The organism is Streptomyces sp. DSM 106670 (assembly GCF_055792845.1).
In genome coordinates this window covers 632172-651680 of sequence record NZ_CM147704.1, presented here as the reverse complement: position 1 = coordinate 651680, position 19509 = coordinate 632172, and the positions used below count along the sequence as shown (strand labels likewise).

The 19509-nt window shown below is 73.1% G+C and carries 17 protein-coding genes; 10 read left to right on the top strand and 7 right to left on the bottom strand.

Features of this window, described 5'->3' with window-relative positions:
* Entirely contained in the window at window positions 1-1074 is a 1074-nt protein-coding gene (locus ACSMXR_RS02815) for a BTAD domain-containing putative transcriptional regulator (protein WP_381910372.1), read from the bottom strand.
* 255 nt (window positions 1075-1329) lie between these two features.
* Here ACSMXR_RS02815 and ACSMXR_RS02810 point away from each other — a divergent pair, with 255 nt between their 5' ends.
* The gene (locus ACSMXR_RS02810; RefSeq protein ID WP_473171157.1) at window positions 1330-3582 is read left to right on the top strand and encodes a serine/threonine-protein kinase; all 2253 of its coding nucleotides are present in this window, start codon (window positions 1330-1332) and stop codon (window positions 3580-3582) included.
* A 43-nt stretch (window positions 3583-3625) separates the two neighbouring features.
* Here ACSMXR_RS02810 and ACSMXR_RS02805 read toward each other — a convergent pair whose 3' ends face one another.
* Together ACSMXR_RS02805 and ACSMXR_RS02800 are read right to left on the bottom strand one after the other, a co-directional pair.
* Window positions 3626-5395, bottom strand: a complete 1770-nt coding sequence (locus ACSMXR_RS02805) for a siderophore-interacting protein (RefSeq protein WP_473171156.1) — start codon at window positions 5393-5395, stop codon at window positions 3626-3628.
* The gene (locus ACSMXR_RS02800; protein WP_137231576.1) at window positions 5395-6381 is read right to left on the bottom strand and encodes an ABC transporter substrate-binding protein; all 987 of its coding nucleotides are present in this window, start codon (window positions 6379-6381) and stop codon (window positions 5395-5397) included. Before ACSMXR_RS02800 ends, ACSMXR_RS02805 begins: the two co-directional genes overlap by 1 nt.
* 137 nt (window positions 6382-6518) lie before the next feature.
* Between ACSMXR_RS02800 and ACSMXR_RS02795 the strand changes: the two genes are divergently transcribed.
* The 3 genes from ACSMXR_RS02795 to ACSMXR_RS02785 all read left to right on the top strand — a co-directional run bounded on the left by ACSMXR_RS02795 (window position 6519) and on the right by ACSMXR_RS02785 (window position 9458).
* Window positions 6519-7265: a helix-turn-helix domain-containing protein gene (locus ACSMXR_RS02795; protein WP_137231578.1), complete on the top strand. Its 747-nt coding sequence runs from the start codon at window positions 6519-6521 to the stop codon at window positions 7263-7265.
* A 103-nt stretch (window positions 7266-7368) separates the two neighbouring features.
* The gene (locus ACSMXR_RS02790; protein WP_137231580.1) at window positions 7369-8427 is read left to right on the top strand and encodes an iron chelate uptake ABC transporter family permease subunit; all 1059 of its coding nucleotides are present in this window, start codon (window positions 7369-7371) and stop codon (window positions 8425-8427) included.
* Window positions 8424-9458 (top strand): FecCD family ABC transporter permease, encoded by a 1035-nt coding sequence (locus ACSMXR_RS02785; protein ID WP_137231582.1) that lies wholly within the window; start codon window positions 8424-8426, stop codon window positions 9456-9458. The genes ACSMXR_RS02790 and ACSMXR_RS02785 overlap by 4 nt, the downstream gene beginning before the upstream one ends.
* Before the next feature lie 35 nt (window positions 9459-9493).
* Here ACSMXR_RS02785 and ACSMXR_RS02780 read toward each other — a convergent pair whose 3' ends face one another.
* The 3 genes from ACSMXR_RS02780 to ACSMXR_RS02770 form a co-directional block, all read right to left on the bottom strand.
* Window positions 9494-10021: a GNAT family N-acetyltransferase gene (locus ACSMXR_RS02780; RefSeq protein WP_473171155.1), complete on the bottom strand. Its 528-nt coding sequence runs from the start codon at window positions 10019-10021 to the stop codon at window positions 9494-9496.
* 105 nt (window positions 10022-10126) lie between these two features.
* Window positions 10127-11644 (bottom strand): glycerol kinase GlpK, encoded by a 1518-nt coding sequence (gene glpK / locus ACSMXR_RS02775; protein WP_137231585.1) that lies wholly within the window; start codon window positions 11642-11644, stop codon window positions 10127-10129.
* Between the two features lie 27 nt (window positions 11645-11671).
* A complete protein-coding gene (locus tag ACSMXR_RS02770; RefSeq protein WP_030082956.1) occupies window positions 11672-12517 on the bottom strand; it encodes an MIP/aquaporin family protein in 846 nt (281 codons plus the stop codon).
* A gap of 367 nt (window positions 12518-12884) precedes the next feature.
* On the opposite strand from ACSMXR_RS02770, the gene ACSMXR_RS02765 reads away from it, so the two are divergent.
* The 6 genes from ACSMXR_RS02765 to ACSMXR_RS02740 all read left to right on the top strand — a co-directional run bounded on the left by ACSMXR_RS02765 (window position 12885) and on the right by ACSMXR_RS02740 (window position 18048).
* Window positions 12885-13811, top strand: coding sequence for an AEC family transporter (locus tag ACSMXR_RS02765; protein ID WP_473171154.1), 927 nt, complete (start codon window positions 12885-12887; stop codon window positions 13809-13811).
* Between the two features lie 86 nt (window positions 13812-13897).
* Entirely contained in the window at window positions 13898-14458 is a 561-nt protein-coding gene (locus ACSMXR_RS02760; RefSeq protein WP_030082983.1) for an RNA polymerase sigma factor, read from the top strand.
* Window positions 14455-15255, top strand: a complete 801-nt coding sequence (locus ACSMXR_RS02755) for a zf-HC2 domain-containing protein (protein ID WP_137231589.1) — start codon at window positions 14455-14457, stop codon at window positions 15253-15255. The genes ACSMXR_RS02760 and ACSMXR_RS02755 overlap by 4 nt, the downstream gene beginning before the upstream one ends.
* Window positions 15256-15299: 44 nt before the next feature.
* Window positions 15300-16109 carry an ABC transporter ATP-binding protein gene (locus ACSMXR_RS02750; RefSeq protein WP_376184845.1) on the top strand — a complete coding sequence of 270 codons (810 nt, stop codon included), beginning with the start codon at window positions 15300-15302 and terminating at the stop codon, window positions 16107-16109.
* Complete coding sequence (locus tag ACSMXR_RS02745; RefSeq protein WP_381855414.1) at window positions 16106-17488, top strand: hypothetical protein; 1383 nt, start codon at window positions 16106-16108, stop codon at window positions 17486-17488. The genes ACSMXR_RS02750 and ACSMXR_RS02745 overlap by 4 nt, the downstream gene beginning before the upstream one ends.
* On the top strand, window positions 17485-18048 hold the full coding sequence (locus tag ACSMXR_RS02740) for a hypothetical protein (protein ID WP_473171153.1): 564 nt from the start codon (window positions 17485-17487) through the stop codon (window positions 18046-18048). The genes ACSMXR_RS02745 and ACSMXR_RS02740 overlap by 4 nt, the downstream gene beginning before the upstream one ends.
* Window positions 18049-18055: 7 nt before the next feature.
* On the opposite strand, the gene ACSMXR_RS02735 is transcribed toward ACSMXR_RS02740, so the two are convergent.
* A complete protein-coding gene (locus tag ACSMXR_RS02735; RefSeq protein ID WP_473171152.1) occupies window positions 18056-19465 on the bottom strand; it encodes a purine-cytosine permease family protein in 1410 nt (469 codons plus the stop codon).
* Between the last annotated feature and the right edge of the window lie 44 nt (window positions 19466-19509).

Genomic DNA, 19509 nt, shown 5'->3' with positions numbered 1-19509 from the left:
TCAGGCGGGGCCGAGGTCCGGTCCGGCCTCGTCACCGCGCAGGATCATCTGATGCGCCCGCCGCAGCACCCTGCTCGGGGCGACCCCGAGGTCGTCGGAGAGGCTGCGGCGGGCGCGCTCGAACACGGCCAGGGCCTCGGCCTGGCGCCCGTCCCGCTGCAGCGCCCGCATCAGCATCGCGGCCGACGGCTCGTCCAGGGGGTGTTCCGCCGACAGCGCGAACAACTCGGCGATCGCCTCGGCGTCCCGGCCCAGACGCAGCTGCCACCGGGCCTTCCGCCGCACCACGGCGATCCTGCGCTCGGTGAGCCGCAGCCGCTCCAGCTCCGCGAGCGGCCCCGGCAGCCCCGCCAGGGGCTCCCCGCGGAACAGCTCCAGCACCCGGGAACAGAGCCGGACCGCCTCCGCCGGATCGTCCGCCCGCTCGGCCTCCCCGATGCCGGCGACCAGCTCCTCCACCCGTGCCACGTCCACATCGACGGCGCCGGGGGCCAGCCGGTAGCCCCGGGGGCCGTGCTCGATGACCGGGGCCGGACCGCCCCCGTCGCCCAGTGCCTTGCGCAGCCGGTAGACGTACACGGGCACCACGTTTGCGGCCGGCTGCTCCAACCCCCAGACATCGTCCAGGAGTTCCCGACGGGTGAGGGGCCGCCCCAGGCGCAGCGCCAGAACCGCCAGAACGGTCTGCTGGCGCTGGTGCCCCAGGTTGAGGAGACGCCCGTCCCGCCAGGCCCGCAACGGCCCCAGCAGGGAGACCCGTAACGTCGGTGTCGCTCCCGCCACCGGCACGGCCACGGTCCCGGAGGCCGGTCGCGCCGGCCGGGGCCGGGGGCCGTGCCCGGGGGCGACCAGACCGCAGTCGAAGGCGTGGACGATGGCGGCGGCCCGGTCGCGCAGCCCCAGCTTCGCCAGGATCCGCGCGAGATGCTCGGCCACCGTGTCCTCGGGAACGGCCAGCGCGGCGGCGATCTCCTCGTCCCCGAGTCCGCAGCCGACCGCGGACAGCACCTCGCGTTCCTGCTGCCGCAACGCCGTGGCGGTGGGGCGGTCGTCACTGGTGAGGGTCGTCGGCATCGCTGCTCCCCGGGCTCCGGACGGGTCGGTCTGGCGGGCGCCGTCGACACGGTAGAGGCGGAGGCGCCGGGCCCGGCATCCGGGACGATCCGGAGTGACATCCGGGAGCACGCGTCCGACGCGGATCCGCGGCCCGGCGGCACCGGGCGCGGTACCCGCCGCGCTCGCCCGTACCGCCCTGCGGCTAGTTTGTGTGCAGGACGGATGAGCAGGCCCGCGATGGCCGAGACGCACGGGGGACGGAGGTCGGGAAGAGTGTCGCTGCGCGGAGGTGACCCAGCCGAGATCGGCGGCTATCCGCTGGAGGACCGGCTCGGTTCGGGTGGCATGGGCACGGTCTTCCTGGCCCGTACGAGCTCGGGGCGACCCGTCGCGATCAAGCTGATCCACCAGCAGTTCGCCGGGGACGACGAATTCCGCATCCGCTTCCGGCAGGAGGTGGCGGCCGCGCGGCGGGTGAGCGGAGCGTTCACCGCCGCCGTGGTCGACGCCGCTCCCGAGGCCGATCAGCCGTGGATGGCGACGACCTACATCGAAGGGCCCACGCTCGCCCAGCGCATCACCGAACAGGGCCCGCTGAACGGCGCGGAGCTCAGACGCCTTGCCATCGGCCTGGCGGAGGCGCTGCGCGACATCCACCGGGTGGGGGTCGTCCACCGCGATCTGAAGCCCTCCAACGTCGTGCTCTCGCCCGAGGGCCCACGCGTCATCGACTTCGGCATCTCGCGCGCCGTGGACCAGCAGACACTCACGATGACCGGGCGGGTCATCGGCACACCGCCCTTCATGTCGCCCGAACAGCTGCAGGCGCCGCGCGGCGTGGGGCCGCAGTCCGACGTCTTCTCGCTCGGGACGCTCCTGGTGTACGCGGCGACCGGCCACGGGCCCTTCGACGCCGACAGCCCCTACATAACGGCCTACCAGGTGGTGCACGAGGAGCCGTCGCTGGGCTCCGTGCCGACGGCCCTGCGCGCGGTCGTCGAGCCCTGCCTGGACAAGGAGCCCGAGGGCCGCCCCTCGGTGGACGAACTCCTCGTGCTGCTGCGGGACCTGCCGACCGACCTCGGCGGGGCAGGACCCGGCGGGCCGGTCGCCGGGCGCACCCGCGACATGGTCACGCAGCACCACCTCGCGACCGGGGCCGACCCGGCGCCCGCCGCCCCGGCCGGTTCCGGCACGGGAAGCACCGGCACCGCGATCGGCGGCCGGCTGCGCCGCCGTTGGCGGCCGGTGCTCGCGGCGGCGGTCGCGGTGGCCGCGATCGGCGGGGGAGTGGCCGCGCTGACGACGGGCGGTTTCGGGGCGTCCGGCGGCGGGGCGGACCCCGGCGACGGGGACACGCGCCGCAGCACCGCGGCCTCGCCGGCCGGCGCGCTTCCGAAGGGCTTCGAGCCGTGGCACAGGACCGTGCCGGGCGGCCGCGAGGACATCCCCGACGAACTGCGGTGCGTCGCGCGGGACGACGCGCTGTTCTGCGGGGGCGGCGGGGTGGTCGCGACCCGGATCGACGCCCGGGACGGATCGCGGGTGTGGGTGGCGAAGAGCCCGGGCGTACCCGTCCAGGGCATGCACCTGGTGGGCGCCACCGACGACACCGTCCTCGGCTACCGCTTCGCCGCCCAGGACGCCCCGCAGGACCCGCGCAGCGAGGTGGTGGCCCTCGACGCGGACAGCGGCCGTGAGCTGTGGTCCGTGCCGTCCGCCGCCCAGTCGACGGCCGTCACGGGCCGGTCCATGGACGCCGTCGTGACCGGCTCCGCCGTGGTGACGGTCGACGCCTCCAACTCCCGCTTCGAGGCCCGGGACGCCCACAGCGGCGAGATCACCTGGACGACGCCGTTCCCCGGCGGCACCCAGTGCGCCCCCGTTCCGGCGGGCCCCCGGCTGCTCGCCATGTGCGCGAAGGACGCGGAGGTGGACGCCGTACAGGTGAACCGTCCCACCCTGGCCACGCTCGACCTCGCCTCCGGGACACTCGGCGAACCCGTCGCGGTCGACGGCCCCGTCGTGCCGGTGGGCGCCGCCGACGGCAGGCTCGTCCTCCTCTCGAAGCGCTACGAAGGAGTGGCGCAGGCCGGGTACGACGGGGTGGTGCGGGTCGACCCGGCCGCGCGGAAGGTCACGTACTCCCGGTTCGGCCAGGTGTACGCGGGCACGGCCGGCATGGCGGACGGCACCGTCTACGTGAGCGGACAGACCGGCCGGGTGACGGCGCTCGACTCCGCGACCGGGGAGCGGAAGTGGTCACGGCAGACCGGTGTGGAGGGGGCGTCGGGCCCGGCGACCGGCGGCGACGCGGTGTACTTCAGCTCGGCCACCGGCCGGGTGGTCGCGCTGTCGCGGGAGGACGGCGCCCCGCTGTGGAGCACGGATCCGCAGGCCGACGGTCTGACGGGCGAACAGGACGCGAGCCCCCGGGTGACCGTCGCGGGGCGGGCGGTGTTCGTGGCCGCCGCCAAGAACACCCTCTTCGCCTTCGACGCGCGGAAGCCGCCGAGGTCGGACTGACCCCGGCGGCCTCCCGCCCGCCCCTCCCCTGTGGGGGCGGGCGTCAGCTCCGGCGCAGGACCGTGGCCTCCGTGCCCCAGCCGAGCGCGACGGTCCGCTCGACGTCCCAGCCCGACCGCCTCGCGAGGGCGGCGACGGCGGCGGAGTCGCGCAGCGGGCTGCCGGTCGCGGTGTAGGCGTGCAGGCCCGCCTCGGCCGCGTGCGGGCTCAGGCCGTCGGGGCGGGAGGCCTCGACGAGGACCGCCGTCCGGGTCCAGCCGGCCAGCCGCGTGAGGAGCTGTACGGCCTCCTCGTCGGTGCGGTGGGCGAGCGCCTTCGCGGCGACGGCGACATCGGCGGGACCGGCCGTCCAGTCGATCCGGTCCGGCGCCGTGATGTGCCCGCGCAGGACCCCGGCCGGTGTGGCCTCCTCCGCGATCCGCAGCCTCGGCCGCCGTCCGGCGTCGTCGAGGGCGGCGACCACCGAGGCACTGCCAGGACCGGTCAGCAGGCAGCTTTCGACGTCCGCCCACAGGGAGTCGGCCGTCAGACCGTTCAGCAGGAAGACCAACTGCTCGCACTCCTCGACCAGTTCGCCGTAACGCTCCGCGTCGTGCGTCACCGTCTCGTGCAGGGAGGCGCCCGAGGCGAGCCGCCACGGTGATGTGCCGCTCCGGAGCGCCGGGGCCAGGTGGGCGAGGGCGAGCAGCAGTTCGGCCTCGTGGCCGGTGTACTCCTCGCGCTCGTGGTCCTCCAGGAGTTCCTCGCCCGCCGGACCGAGCCGCAGCCCCTCGTCGCCGCCGGTCACCACGCCGTACCTGGCGAGCAGCGGAAGCAGGACGTCGATGCCCGGCCCGGGCACGCCCAGGCGGGTCGCGAGCGCCTCGGGGGAGAGCCCCGGCGCGTCCGCCACCGCGTCGACGACGCCCAGCCGCAACGCGGCGCGGGCGACCAGCCAGGGCAGCGGCGACGGGATCCCGGCGGGGCCCTGTGCGGCCTCGCCCGTCTCGGCGGCGCCCTCCGCCTCCGGTGCGGTGGCCTCTTCGCGGTGCCAGTAACCCGTGATGTTCACCCGGTCCTTGGCGAGCTTCCGCTCCCGCCGGAGATACCGGCGTACCGGAAGCAGCGCCCGGCTCTCCGCCGCCGCCCAGGCATAGCCCTCACCCGAGGGCACCGGCAGCGCGCGGACCGCGGTCTCCAGGGCCGCCGCGTCGCCCGGCTCCGCGCGGACCCAGGTGACCGTGTCGCCGTCGCGCAGCGCCAGTTCCTGGCGTGCCGAGTCGTCCGAGACGGTCACCAGGACATGCGCCGTGGCGTCGAGCGGACGCTCGTCGAGGAAGCGGCCGATCGCGGGCAGCGCCGTCTCGTCCCCGATGAGGAGGATCCAGTCCAGCCGTTCCGGCAGCCGGAGCGACGACTTGGGCCCGACGAACCACAGCTCGTCGCCCTCCCGCGCCGACGCCGACCAGGCCTCCGCGGGCCCTTCGCCGTGCACCACGAAGTCGAGGTGGAGCTCTCCCGTACGGAGGTCGACCCGCCGGGGCGTGTAGTCGCGGGTCACCCGGTGTTCGGCCGGCGTCCACTCGATGCCGTGCGGCAACTGCGCCGGGAGCGCCGCGCGGACGTTCCCGTCGGCGGCCAGGATCAGCTTGATGTGGTCGTCGAACCCGGGCGCGGCGAAGCCGGGGTGGTCGATCCCGTCGCGGGTGAACGCCGCGAGGTCCCCGCCGCCGAGGACGACCCGCCGCATCCGGGGGGTCACCTCCTCGACGCGGCGCACGGTGACCCGGCGCAGTACGAGGGGGTGCGTCGTGTAGGCGCGCTGGGCCGCCATCAGGAGAACTTCTTCTCGATGATGTCGAGCAGCGCCATGGACTCGTCGTAGTCGCCGCGCAGCACCCAGTGCGGGAGGTCGTAGGCCTGGTTCGCCTTGAAGGCGGGCAGCGCGCCGTAGACCGGGTTCTTCTTCAGGGTGGCGACGTCGGTGGTGTCGGCGTTGAAGCCCATGACGAACACGGACGGCTGGGTGATGGTCTGACCCACCTTCTCGGTCGACAGCTCGAACATGTCACCGCCCTGCCCGTACACCTTGAAACCGCCGTCGGCGAAGATCGGCGCCGGCTCGATGCCGACCTTCTTCAGCTCGGTGGGCAGGCCCACGCTCTCCACCAGACCGAAGGCGGTGCCGTCGCCGGTGAGCGTGAGGAAGGACACCGGCCCGGCCGGCGGCTTGATCGCGCTCTTCACCTCGGCGATCCGCTTGTCGTAGGCGGCCACGTGCTTCGTGTAGACGTCGGGCTTGCCGAACACGTCGTCCGCGAGGAAGGAGAACTGGGCCCGCCAGTCGCCGAGCTTCTTGCCGACGAGCACGGTGGGAGCGATGTCGGAGAGGTCGTCGTACACCTTCTCCGCCTGGAACAGCGGGAAGCCGATGCCGCCGCCGACGATGAGGTCGGGATCGAGGGCGAGGATCGCCTCCAGATCGAAACCGTCGACGCTCCACGGCAGGAACGTCGTGCCGTCCTCCTTCGCCTCCTTCTCCCAGTACGGGGAGAACTCGCCCTTGCCGTCGGCGTCCTCGGGAATCGTGGCCTGTACCGGCACATCGAGGTCGTACAGATAACCGGCCAGCGCGTGGTTCAGCACGACCACCCGCTTGGGCTCGGTCGGCACCTTCACCTTGCCGTAGTCGGTCGTGACGGTACGGGTCTTCGCGGCGGACGCCTTGTCCCCGTCGCCCGACGGGTCGGAGGCCGAGCAGCCGGTGAGGGCCAGCGCGGCGACGGCCGCGACGGCGAGAAGACGGGCAGGAGCAAACATGGGACCTCATGTGGCTGGGTAGGCTCGAACGTTCGAGCTGTTGGTAAGGTGAGGCTAACCTCGCTGGTTCCGCTGCGTCGATCCGAGTACGACATCGTCGGTGACGGACACGACGTATCGCACAACGGGAGGCACGCTTGCCGACGACATCCCTCGGCACGGTGGTCGCCGAGAACGCCATCCGCTTTCTGGGACACGACACGCACCAGCACGACGAGCCCCATCTCGTCTACGTGGTGACGGGCAACGCCCGTCTCACCGCCGACGGCCAGGAGTGGCGGCTCGGGCGGCACGAGGCGCTCTGGCTCGCCCCCCGGGTGCCGCACGCGCTGCGGATCGAGCCGGGCGGCATGGCGCTCGGACCCTTCCTCGACCCCGCTGACCAGCCACGACGCCGGGTTCAGCCGCTCGGTGCGGTGCCCGGGCTCACCGAGGTCATGACCACCGCACTCGGCGCGGCACCGACCACGCCGGAGCAGGTCGAGCCGTTCCGGCAGGCGCTCGGGCGCGTCCTGAGAGGCATCTCCCGGCAGTACTTCCCGGTCGTCCTGCCTGTCCATCCAGCGGTGCGCGCCCTCGCCCGCGAGGCCCTGCGCACCCCCTCCGCCACCCTGGAGAGCCTCGCCGAACGGCACCGGATGAGCGCTCGCCAGGTGCAGCGCGTCTTCCTCGACGAGACCGGACTGCCCTTCACACGGTGGCGCAACCGGGCCAGGATGAACGCCGCCGTCGAACACCTCCGTGGCGGAGGTGAGCTGACGGCGGCGGCCAGGGCGGCGGGCTACGCCACCCGGGCCGGGCTGCTGCGCGCGCTGAGCCGGGAGTCCGGGGTGCCGGTGAGCGCGCTCACCACGGACGCGGCGGAGGCGCTCGGCGGCCACTGAACCGGGGGAGCCCGGCCGACGGGTCCCCAGCAGTACATGTACGTCGATCACGCACGGCACTTCGGCCTGTCCGGGTGGCGGGTTGCTCAGGGAGAACAGACAGATGGCACAGGCGCTCGCGAAGACGGCCGCGCCACCACCGACCGCACCGCCGCGGTCGGCGCGTCGCCGCACCCGCCGGCTCGTCGGCCTGGGCGTCGCCCTCGGCGCGCTCCTCGTGGCGGTGCTGCTCAGCGTCGCGATCGGCTCGGCGCTGCTCCCGCCGGACGTGGTGTGGCAGGCGCTGACCGCCCCCGACGGCTCCGCCTCGCACGCCACGGTCAGCGGCGCCCGCGTGGACCGTACGCTGCTCGGCATCGTCGTCGGCCTGTCCCTGGGCGTGGCGGGAGCGCTCATGCAGGCGCTCACCCGCAATCCGCTCGCCGACCCGGGAGTCCTCGGCGTCAACGCGGGCGCCGGCTTCGCCGTCACCCTGGGCGTCGCCGTCTTCGGCGTCACCCGCATCGAGCAGTACCTGCCCTTCGCCCTCGTCGGCGCCGTCGTCGGGGCGGCGTTCGTCTACCTCGCCGCGAGCGGCGGCCGGGGCGGGCCCACACCGCTGCGCCTCACCCTCGTCGGGGTCGCCTTCACGGCGGTCCTGGTCGGCATCTCCCAGACCCTCGCCCTGATCGACACGGAAACCTTCGACCGGATGCGGTTCTGGGGAGCGGGCACCATCACCGACCGCCCGACGGGCACCGCCGGCGACATCCTGCCCTTCGTCCTGGCCGGGCTGCTGGCCGCCGCCCTCTGTGCCCGCCCGCTCAACGCGATCGCCCTCGGCGACGACGCGGGGCGGGCCGTGGGGCTGCGGGTCGGCGCGGTCCGGTGCGGTGTGGTGGTCGCGGTGGCGCTGCTGTGCGGTGCGGCGACGGCCGCGGCGGGACCGCTGATGTTCGTCGGGCTGATGGTGCCGCACGCCGTGCGCTGGATCACCGGGCCCGACTGGCGCTGGATCCTCGTCTACTCCGCCGTCCTCGCCCCGGTGATCGTGCTGATCGCCGATGTCCTCGGCCGGCTGATCGTGATCCCCTCCGAACTGCAGGTCGGTGTGATGATGCCGCTCATCGGCGCGCCCGTACTGATCATGCTGGTGCGCGGAAGCCGGGTGAGGGAGCTGTGAGCGGGACATTCGTCCTCAGGGCGGGGTCCCTGAGCCTCAGGGCGACGCGCCGCTCGGTCCTGGTGTGCGGGCTGCTGTCGCTCGCGCTGATCGCGCTGGCGCTGTGGGCCTTCACGCTCGGCAGCTACCCGCTGAGCCTCGGCGACCTGGGCGCGGTCCTGTCCGGCACCGCCAGGAACAGCGTCCGCACCGTCGTCCTGGAGTGGCGGGCGCCGCGCATCGTGGCCGCCGTCCTGTTCGGGGCTTCGCTCGCCATGGGCGGCGCGATCTTCCAGTCCCTGACCCGCAACCCGCTCGGCAGCCCCGACGTCATCGGCTTCACCACCGGCTCCTACACCGGTGTCGTCCTCACCCTGCTCGCGGGCGCGAGCAGCTACTCGGCGCTCGCGGTGGGCGCGCTCACCGGCGGGCTCGTCACCGCCTTCGCAGTGTATCTGCTGGCGTTCCGGCGGGGGGTGCGCGGCTTCCGGCTCATCATCGTGGGCATCGCGGTCGGTGCGCTGCTGTCCTCGGTCAACACCTGGTTCTCGGTGAAGGCCGATGTGGACACCGCGCTGAGGGCCGCGGTGTGGGGCGCCGGTTCGCTGAGCGCCATCGGCTGGCCCGCCGTGCTGATGTCCTCGGGCCTGATCGCCGTGGTCGCCCTGGTGGCCCCGGTGGCACAGCGGCGGATGCGCTGGCTCGAACTGGGCGACGACACGGCGTCGATGCTGGGCGTACACGTCGAGCGCACGAAGCTGCTGCTGGTCGTGCTCGGCGTGGCCGCGACCGCCGCGGTGACCGCCGCCGCGGGCCCGATCGTCTTCGTCGCCCTGGCGGCGCCGCAGATCGCCCGCCGTCTCACCGGGCGCGGAACCTCCGTGGACCTCGCCGGTTCGGCGCTCGTCGGGGCGCTCCTGCTGCTCGGCGCGGACATCGCGGCGCAGCACGCGATTCCGGGCGTGGTGCTGCCGACCGGCGCGGTCACCGTGTGCGTCGGCGGGGCGTATCTGCTGGTGCTGCTGGTACGCGAGTCCCGCCGGGGGTTCTAGACAGCCGGGGGAGTACGTGAACCGGGAGGACCGGCTCAGTCGCCGAGGATCCGCTCCCACAGCAGCCCGTCCCGCCAGGCCCCGTCGAGAAGGATCGCGGAGTGCGCGACGCCGTACGGGGTGAACCCGTTGCGGCGCAGCACCCGTTGGGAGGGCAGGTTCTCCAGGTTGGTGGAGGCCTCGGCGCGGTGCAGGCCGAGCTCGTCCGCCATCACCCGGAGCACCAGCCCGACGGCGTTCCCGGCGTGCCCCTGGTTCTGCGCGACGGAGGCGATCCAGTAGCCGACCGAACCGCGGCGCAGATGCGGCTGCGGCAGGATGCCGCCGACGGTCACCTGGCCGATCACCCGGTCGTCGGCGAGCACCACACCCGGCCAGACCGTGCCCGCCCGGTGACCGGCCAACAGGCCGTCGATCCGCTCGGCCTGGCCCTCCGGGGTGAAGTAGTCGGCCGGCTGGGCCGGTTCCCACCGCCGGAAGGCCTCGACGTCCCGTACCCGGTGCGCGGCGATCGGGGCGGCGTCGGCGGGCTCTATCAGGCGGATCCTGGTGCTGCTGGGCATGGCGGTCCTCGTCGCGGTGCGTCGGATGGAACGGCCAACCTATGCGAGGACGCCCCCGCCTCCGCACGTCGGCGGAGGCAGGGGCCTCGGGTCAGGGGACTCGGGTCAGGGGACCTTCACCCAGTCCAGGGTGCGCTCCACCGCCCGCTTCCAGCCCGCGTAGCCGTCCGCGCGCTGCTTCTCGGACCACTGGGGCGACCAGCGCTTCGACTCGTGCCACTGGGCGCGCAGTTCATCGGTGTTCTGCCAGAACCCGGTGGCGAGCCCCGCCGCGTAGGCGGCGCCGAGGGCGGTCGTCTCGGCGACCACGGGCCGGCTGACCTCGACGCCGAGGATGTCGGACTGGATCTGCATGCAGAGGTCGTTGGCGGTGACACCGCCGTCGACCTTGAGCACATCGAGATGGACCCCGGAGTCCTGCTCCATGGCCTCGACCACGTCGCGGCTCTGGTAGCAGATGGCCTCCAGGGTGGCCCGCGCCAGATGGGCGTTGTCGTTGTACCGGGCCAGGCCGACGATCGCGCCGCGGGCGTCGGACCGCCAGTACGGCGCGAACAGGCCGGAGAACGCGGGGACGAAGTACATACCGCCGTTGTCCTCGACGCTCCGTGCCAGCTCCTCGCTCTCCGGCGCCGACTTGATGATCTTCATCTGGTCGCGCAGCCACTGCACCGCGGATCCGGTGACGGCGATGGAGCCCTCCAGCGCGTAGACCACCGGGCTGTCGCCGAACTGGTAGGCCACCGTGGTGAGCAGGCCGTGCTGCGAGCGGACCAGCTCGGAACCGGTGTTGAGCACCAGGAAGTTGCCGGTCCCGTAGGTGTTCTTGGCCTCGCCGGGCTCGAAGCAGACCTGGCCGACGGTGGCCGCCTGCTGGTCGCCGAGGACACCGCCGATCGGAATGGCGGCGTTCAGCGGCCGGGAGGTGCGGGTGGACCCGTAGGCCTCCGCGTCCGACGAGGGGTTGATCTTCGGCAGCATCGCGCGGGGGATGCCGAAGAAGCCCAGGAGTTCCTCGTCCCAGTCGAGGGTCTCCAGGTTCATCAGCATGGTGCGGCTCGCGTTGGTGACGTCGGTGGCGTGGATACCGCCGTTCGGGCCACCGGTCAGGTTCCACAGGACCCAGGCGTCCGTGTTGCCGAAGATCGCGTGACCGGCCTCCGCCGCTTCCCGTACGCCGTCGACGTTCTCCAGGATCCACTGGATCTTGCCGCCGGAGAAGTACGTCGCCGGCGGCAGCCCGGCCTTGCGGCGGATCACCTCGCCCTGCCCCGAGCGCTCCAGGTTCGCCGCGATGGCGTCGGTACGGGTGTCCTGCCACACGATCGCGTTGTAGTAGGGCCGCCCGTTGCGCGGGTCCCAGACCACCGTGGTCTCGCGCTGGTTGGTGATCCCGATGGCCACCAGGTCGGTCGGCGAGAGGCCGCCGTGCCGCAGGGCGTTCTGCATCACCGAGTTGGTGCGTTCCCAGATCTCCACGGGATCGTGCTCCACCCAGCCGGAGCGCGGCAGGATCTGCTCGTGCTCCAGCTGGTGCTTGGCGACCTCGTTGCCGCCGTGATCGAAGATCATGAATCGGGTGCTGGTGGTCCCCTGGTCCACCGCGCCGATGAAGTCCGCCATGATGTGCCGCCTCTCCGGCCGGTGTCGTCAGTCCTCGGACGCCGGGACGCGTCCCGGCGGTTCGGGCTCGGCGGACGGCAGGAAGCGTCCGACGAAGGCCTTGTAGAAGCCCGCACCCAGCAGACCGCCGATCAGCGGTCCGATGATGGGCACCCAGAAGTACAGATTCCCGTACTGGTCCCGCCACGCCCCGCCGTAACCGGTGAGGAAGCTCGCCAGCCGGGGCCCGAAGTCACGGGCCGGGTTGATCGCGTACCCCGCGTTGGTGCCCCAGGCCATACCGATCGCGACCACGACCAGGCCGATGATGAACGGGCCCAGGTTCGAGCCGGGCGGGGTGTTGAGCATGTCCGTGATGGCCATGATCAGCAGCAGCAGGATGGCGGTGCCGATGATCTGGTCACGGAACGCGCCCCACTCGTGGACCGGCAGAGCCGGGTTGCCGTTGGCCGGCAGCGTGGAGAACACGCCTTGCGTCTTGATGGTGTGCCCGGGGTCGGCCTTCGCCAGCGCCTCGCTGTAGTTCCAGCGCACGAGGAGCGCGGCCACGAACGCACCGGCCGTCTGCGCCAGCGCGTAAGGAGCCACCTTGCGCCACGGGAACCCCTTGAACGCGGCCAGCGCGAGGGTCACCGCGGGGTTGAGATGCGCCCCGCTCAGCCGCGCCGCCACATAGACGCCGAGCGTGACGCCCAGCCCCCACGCCCAGGCGATGCTGTCGTGGTCCCCGAGCCCGCCGGGCGGATCGGTCAGGGCACCGCCCGCCACCACCTGGGCTACGACACCGCATCCGAAGAGGATGAGGATCATCGTGCCCGCGAACTCGGCGGACAGTTCGCCGATCAATCCGTACTTCTTGCGTAGCTCAGCCATGGAAGCTCGCCCTCCGCCGACGGCGCCGGCTGTCGACTATCCGAGCAGTGTCAGCAGGCTAAGGCGTTTCACGAGATCGGGCATATCGGGACGATCTGACCGGGAGGGCCGGGCATGCGGGGGCCTCCCCCGCGACCGGGGCCGATGGCGCGCGGCGCAGGCCGGCGGACGGCGATGACGCTCACCCGACCGGGTGGCAGAGGACGCTCACCCGACCGGTCGGGAAAGGGGGAGTGCGCCCCGATCGACCGGGGGCGCCGCCCCGCCTCAAGGACGCGACCACCCGTCTGAGACGCTGTGCCCGCACCTGACCAGGCGTTGCGCCCGGCCGGTCGGCCATCGCACCTGATCCACCCGCAAGGAAGCCATGCAGGGAGTCCTCACCGGATTCACGGTGATCGCCACCGTGATCGCCGTCGGCTACGTCCTGGGGCGCCGCGGCTATCTGGGGCAGGACGGCCGTGTCGTGCTGACCCGGCTGGCCTTCAACGTCGCGACCCCGGCCCTGCTCTTCACGATGCTCGCGGGCGCGGACCTGTCCGTCGTCCTGTCGACACGTCTGCTGGTCACCGCGATAGCCGTGGCCGCCACGGCCGGAGTCTTCGCCGTGGTGGCCGGGCTGTTCCTGCGCTGGGATGCCGGACGGGTCACGATCGGCGCCCTGTGCTCCAGTTACGTCAACGCCGGGAACCTGGGCATCCCCATCGCCGTGTACGTCCTGGGCGACGCCTCGCTCGTCGCCCCCGTCCTGCTCCTCCAGCAGATCCTGGTGACCCCGCTGGCCCTGACCGTCCTCGACCTCGGCCGCCCCGGCGAACCGGTGTCGGTCCTGCGGCGGCTGACCACCCCGCTGCGCAACCCGATGGCGATCGCATCGCTGGCCGGCGTGACGGTGGCGGCGTCCGGCCGGACACTGCCGGGACCGCTGCTCGAACCGCTCGCTCTCATCGGCGACATGTCGGTCCCCGCGGTCCTCATCGCTTTCGGGATATCCCTGCACGGCAGCGAACGGCCGGGCCGTGGGGAGGACCGGGGCGCGCTGTACCTGTCCGCAGCGCTGAAGACGGTCGCCCAGCCGATCGTCGCCTGGGCCGTCGGCGCGGGCCTGTTCGGGCTGCGGGGCGAGGCGCTGCTGGACGTCGTCGTGATCGCGGCTCTCCCGGCCGCCCAGAACCTCTTCACGTACGCCTCGCACTACCGGGTCGCCGAGCGGTTCGCCAGGGAGTCCATCCTGCTGTCCACGCTGCTCTCGGTCCCGGTGCTGATCGCCGTCGCCGCACTGCTCGGCCGGTAGCCACCGGGCCGGACGGCCCGGGCGAAGGTGTGACGCAGGCCACTCCCCGGTGAGAACCCGTGCGCCCCGGCCCGCGTCTGGCCGGTGTGAGACTACGTAAGAAGCGCCCCCCGGAACCGGCCGAGGAACACCTCCTCCGCCTGGTCGCCGACGGAGACCGCGGCGCGTTCGACGAGCTGTACCGGCTGACCTCGCCCTGGCTGGCGGTACGCCTGCGCCGCCGCTGCGCCGACGAGCAGATCGTCGCCGAGGTCATGCAGGAGACCTATCTCGCCGTGTGGCGTGCCGCCGGCGCGTTCGCCGGCAGTGCGGTCGGCGGGAGCGCCGCCGGGTGGCTCTGGACGATCGCGGCCCGCCGCCTGGTCGACGCCTTCCGCCGCCGCGCCCACCACGCCGCACCACCGGCCGCCGCCGCCGAGCACGCCACCGCCCCGGCCGCCGAGGACGAGGCGCTGGCCGCCGACGTCGGCGGGGAGGTCGGGGACGCCCTGCGGACCCTCGCCCCGGAACTGCGCCAGGTCCTCCAGGCCCTGGTGCTCGACGGGCTGTCGGTCCGCGAGGCCTCCGTCCTGCTCGATCTTCCCGAAGGCACCGTCAAGACCCGGGCCCGCCGGGCCCGTATCGCGATGAGAAGGGCACTGGCATGAGCGTCGAGCATCCGTCCGACCGGCTGGTCGGCAGCTACGCGCAGGGCGACACCGAACTGCCCGCCGACGAACTGTGGGCCGTGGAGGCCCATATGGAACAGTGCGCCCCCTGTCGCGGCAGGCTGGCCGGGGCGGCGGCCGAGGTGCCCGCCGTCACCGCCCTGCTGACCGCCGTCCGCAGCGGCCTGGAACCGGCGCTGGACCGTTCGACGCCCGCCCCGCGCCGCCGTCGCCGCCCCACGGCCTGGGCCACCCCGGTGATGGGCCCCTGGCTGGCCATGGTCATCGGTGTGAGCGTCGTCGCGGTGCTGCTGGACCGTACCGCCGGCTGGACGCGCGGGGCGCCGCCCGTCCTGCTGCTGGCGCCGGTCCTGCCGCTCGCCGGAGTCGCCGCGGCCTGGTCACGCGGCCTGGACCCGGCGTTCGAACTGACCGCCGTCACCCCGCGCGCCGGACTGTCCCTGCTGCTGCGGCGCACGGCGACCGTGCTCGCCGTCGTCCTGCCGGTGCACCTGGTCGCCGGGCTCCTGACCGGTGTCGCCCTCGCGCAGTGGCTGCTGCCCTCCCTCGCCCTCACCGCGACGGCCCTGGCGCTGGGCGGCGTCATCGGCGTCGGCCGCGCCACCGTCGCCCTGGGCGCGCTGTGGACCGTGGCGGTCCTCGCCCCGGCCGCCGCCCTGGGCCGCCTCTTCCTCCTCCGGCCCGAACACCTTCCCCTCTGGGCCCTGGCACTCGCCGCCGCCGTCGGCGTCGTCCTGGCCCGCCGCCGGTCCTACACCACCCCCAAGAGCCTGTGATGACGCCCCGAAAGCCTGCGACGGCCCCCCGCAAGGAGCAACCGATGACCGTTCCGACCGGCGCGCTCGACACCGCGCCACGCACCTACGTCCACGAGATCCACACCACCGGCCTCACCGTCGAAGTGGGCCGACGCCATCGCGCCGTCGACGGCCTCGACCTCTCGCTGGGCACCGGGACCCACGGTCTGCTCGGGCCCAACGGCGCCGGCAAGACCACCCTGATCCGGACGCTCGCCACCGTCCTGCGGCCCACCGGGGGAGACCTCGAACTGTTCGGCCACTCCGTCCGCGACCGCGCCCACCACCGTGAGCTGCGCCGCCGCATCGGCTATCTGCCCCAGGAGTTCGGCTACTACAAGCGGTTCACCGTCCGCGAGTTCGTCACATACATGGCCTGGCTGAAGGAGATGCCCGCCCGCGACATCCCCGGCGCCGTGCAGCGCGCCGTGGAACGGGTCGGTCTGGCGGACCGGGCCGAGAGCCGGATGAAGGCGCTCTCCGGAGGCATGGTGCGCCGCGTCGGCATCGCCCAGGCCATCGTCAACGACCCCTCGGTGCTGCTGCTCGACGAACCGACCGTCGGCCTCGACCCGGCGCAGCGCCTCCAGTTCCGCGCCCTGCTCCAGGAACTCGGCCGGGAGAGCTGTGTGCTGGTCTCCACCCATCTGGTCGAGGACGTCGCCGTGGCCTGCACCGATGTGGTGCTCTTCGACCGCGGCCGCCTCGTCTTCCAGGGCACCCCGGAGGCGCTGGCCGCCGCCGGAACCGCCGACCAGCCCGGCGACAGCCCGCTGGAACGCGGCTACTCCGCCCTGCTGTCCGGCTCCGACCAGGGAAAGGGCAGCTGGTGAACCTCCGCGTCCTGCGCACCGAACTCCTGCGCTCCGCCGCGCTCTGGGCCGGCCTCACCGTGCTCGTCGCCGGCTTCCTGTTCCTGTTCGCCATCGACGGCAGCTGGTGGCGCGGCACGGTCCGATGGACCGGCCAGTGGACCTCGCTGGCCCTGTGGACCCGGGTGCTGCTCGCCTATCTGTGGCCCGTGGCCGCCGGAATCGGAGCCCTGTACGGGCTGCGCGACCACCGCTCCCGGATGCCGGAACTGCTGGCCACCACACCGAGGCCCGGCTGGCAGCGCGCCGCGACACCGGCCACCGCGATCGCCCTGGCGCTGGTGACCGGCTTCGGCGCCCTGCTGGTGTGCGGCGGCGTCCTGGTAGCGCTCGGCCCGGCCTCGTACACTCATCTGGGCTGGCTGCCGATCTCGGCGGTCGCGCTGCTCGCCCTGGTGGCCGCGGCGGTGTTCGGCATGGGGGTGGCACGAGTCCTGCCGTCACCGCTGACCCCGCCCGCCCTGGCGGTCCTGTTCCTCGCGGCGAACGTCCTGCTGATGCAGCAGGGCGACAGCGAACTGCCCACCGCCCGGATCGGATCGCATCTGTTCTCGCAGCTCTCACCGGCCGTCGCCGAACCGCGTCAGGCGCTGCTGACCATCACCGGATCGGTGCACCTGGGCCAGAGCCTGTGGTTCCTCGGCCTGCTGGCCACCGGCTTCGCCCTGCTCGGCGCCCGGAACACGCGCGGCAGGCTGCTGTCCGTCGTGCCCGTCCTCGCCGGAGCCGCCCTGGCGCTGCTGGTGCTGCCCGGCGACGCGCGCGGCAGCTACCGCGTCGACCCGGCGGCCGCGGCGCAGGTCTGCGAAGGCCGGGTGTGCGTAACGGAGTTGCAGCGACCAAGGCTGGACACGCTGGCCCCGGCCGGTGCCCGGGCACTGGACGTCCTGGACACCGTGCTCGGCGACGTGGCGCCGCACCGGGTACGCGAGGAGACCGCGCTCCGGGCCGTCGGCGCGGACCGCAGGCTCGTCGCCGGATCGGTGCTCGTGAACTTCGAGGACCCGCAGATCGGCGGGGTGGAGGGCGACCAACTGCTGCGCCGGCTGGTCGGCGAGGGCCTCGCGCCGAGCTGCCGGGCCCTCAGCTCACGGGAGTTCGGCGGCGACGAGGTGCTCGTGGTGCAGAGCGTGCTGGCGAGCTGGGCGCTCGGTACGTTCCGGCCGATCGAGGCCGATGTGTACGACCGCGACGCCCACCGCGCCTCCCTGAGCAAAACGTGGAAGGAGTTCTCGGCGCTCTCCCCGCACCAGCAGCGGAACCGGGCCGCCGAGGTGCGCGAGGCCGCTCTTCGCTGCGAGTTCACCTGGGCCGAGGAACTGGCCGGGGGAGCACGGTGACGAACGGGCTCCTGCTGTACGCGCGGTCGCGGCGCGCCCCGGCCGCCACGGGAGCGCTCCTCGCGTCGGCGGCCCTGCTCGGGGCGGCCGCGGCGGGCGACGGCGCCGCCGACCCCCGGCTGACCGTCCTGGCCGTGGCCGCCGCCGTCGCCGGGGCGGCCCCCGGGCTCGGCGGCCAGGACGCCGCCCTGGACCGGACCGCGGCGATCAGCTGGGCCCCGCTCCGGGCGGCCCACGTCCTGCTGATCGCCACGACCGTCACCCTCGTACTCCTGGCGGCGCAGACGGCGGGGCGAGAGCCGGTGACGGCGGCGTTCCTGCTCCGGGACGCCGCCGGGCTGACCGGACTGGCCGCACTCGGGGCCGTCCTGTTCGGCGCGTCGTACGCCTGGACGCCGGTCGTCGGCTGGCCGGCCGTGACGCTCTTCGCGCCACCGGACCCGGGCGGCGTCGCGGGCTGGCTGCAGGCCCCGGCCGGCTCGGGGCCCGCCGCCTGGACCGCCGCCGCACTGCTGGCCGGCGGAGTCACCGCCTACGCCACGACCGGCCCCAGGCAGTGACGGACCGTCAGTTCTCGTGCGGAGAAGCGAGGGTGTAGAGCGTCTTCTCCGGGATGTGCCGGGTGTCCCGGCGGGCCAGCAGCCAGTACAGCACCGCCGGGACCACGAGGCCCACGATCCAGGAGACGTCCGCGCCGCCCAGCGGATCCGCCAACGGGCCCGTGTAGAAGTGCGTGACCAGGAACGGGAGTTGGGTGAGGATGCCGATGCCGTAGACGGTGAGGGCGTCCCAGCGCCAGGCGCCGTAGCGGCCCCCGGGGTCGGAGAGCGCGGGAATGTCGTACCGCTCCCGCGAGATCAGGTAGTAGTCGACCAGGTTGATCGCCGACCACGGGGTGAAGAACGTCAGCAGGAACAGCAGGAAGTCCTTGAACGACGTCAGGAAGCTGTCCTTGCCCAGCAGGGCCAGCGCCGTTCCCGCCACCATGATGAGCCCGATGTACACCGCCCGGCCGCGCGGCGACAGCGTCCGCTGACCGCGGAAACCGCTGATGCTCGTCACCATCGACATGAAACCGCCGTAGGTGTTCAGCACATTGATGGTCAGCTTGCCCAGCGCGATCACGAAGTACAGGAACGACGCGATCAGCCCCGCGCCGCCCAGGCCGACCACATAGCCGACCTGGTCCGTCAGGAACGCCTCCCCGGCGGTCGCCGCCACGAGCACGCCGAAGGTCATCGACCACTGCGAGCCGACGGCCGACCCCGACAACGTCCACCAGAACGTGGACCGCCCCGATGTCGTACGCGGCAGATAGCGCGAGTAGTCCGCGACGTACGGCCCGAAGGCGAGCTGCCAGGACGCCGAGAGCGACACCGCCAGCAGGAACATCGGCAGATCGAAGTGCGCGTCGGCGAGCAGCGCGGAGAGGTCCACCCGGTCCAGCAGCCGGATGCCCAGATAGACGAAGGCCAGCGCGCAGACCACACTCGCCACCCGCCCCAGGACATGGATCACGCGGTAGCCGACCGCCGCCATCACGGCCGTGACGACCGCGAAGACGACGATGCCGGTGGTGTCGTTCGTGTGCATGAGCCGAGCCGTCGCCTGACCGGCCAGCACACTGCCGCTCGCGAAGAACCCCACGTACATGAGGATGACCAGGAGCAGCGGGACGACCGCGCCCTTCACCCCGAACTGGGCCCGGGACTGGATCATCTGGGGCAGCCCGAGCTTCGGGCCCTGTGCGGAGTGCAGGGCCATGACGGCGCCGCCGAGCACATTGCCCAGCAGCAGGCCGACGACCGACCACACCACGTCGCCGCCGGAGACGACGGCGAGCGCGCCTGTGACCACCGCGGTGATCTGGAGGTTGGCGCCGAGCCAGAGGGTGAACTGACTGAACGCCGTCCCGTGCCGTTCGTCGTCCGGGACGACGTCGATGGAGCGGCGCTCTACCAGATCTTCAGCTGCCATGACTCGGCTCCTGGTCTCTCGGTGTGGTGGTGCTGCCGCCCGGT

Excerpts from the sequence above, each read along its gene's own strand:
- ACSMXR_RS02815 (WP_381910372.1), bottom strand. The coding sequence starts at position 1,074 with ATGCCGACGACCCTCACCAGTGACGACCGCCCCACCGCCACGGCGTTG.
- ACSMXR_RS02805 (WP_473171156.1), bottom strand. The coding sequence starts at position 5,395 with ATGGCGGCCCAGCGCGCCTACACGACGCACCCCCTCGTACTGCGCCGG.
- ACSMXR_RS02800 (WP_137231576.1), bottom strand. The coding sequence starts at position 6,381 with ATGTTTGCTCCTGCCCGTCTTCTCGCCGTCGCGGCCGTCGCCGCGCTG.
- ACSMXR_RS02790 (WP_137231580.1), top strand. The coding sequence starts at position 7,369 with ATGGCACAGGCGCTCGCGAAGACGGCCGCGCCACCACCGACCGCACCG.
- ACSMXR_RS02780 (WP_473171155.1), bottom strand. The coding sequence starts at position 10,021 with ATGCCCAGCAGCACCAGGATCCGCCTGATAGAGCCCGCCGACGCCGCC.
- glpK (WP_137231585.1), bottom strand. The coding sequence starts at position 11,644 with ATGGCGGACTTCATCGGCGCGGTGGACCAGGGGACCACCAGCACCCGA.
- ACSMXR_RS02770 (WP_030082956.1), bottom strand. The coding sequence starts at position 12,517 with ATGGCTGAGCTACGCAAGAAGTACGGATTGATCGGCGAACTGTCCGCC.
- ACSMXR_RS02765 (WP_473171154.1), top strand. The coding sequence starts at position 12,885 with ATGCAGGGAGTCCTCACCGGATTCACGGTGATCGCCACCGTGATCGCC.
- ACSMXR_RS02755 (WP_137231589.1), top strand. The coding sequence starts at position 14,455 with ATGAGCGTCGAGCATCCGTCCGACCGGCTGGTCGGCAGCTACGCGCAG.
- ACSMXR_RS02750 (WP_376184845.1), top strand. The coding sequence starts at position 15,300 with ATGACCGTTCCGACCGGCGCGCTCGACACCGCGCCACGCACCTACGTC.
- ACSMXR_RS02735 (WP_473171152.1), bottom strand. The coding sequence starts at position 19,465 with ATGGCAGCTGAAGATCTGGTAGAGCGCCGCTCCATCGACGTCGTCCCG.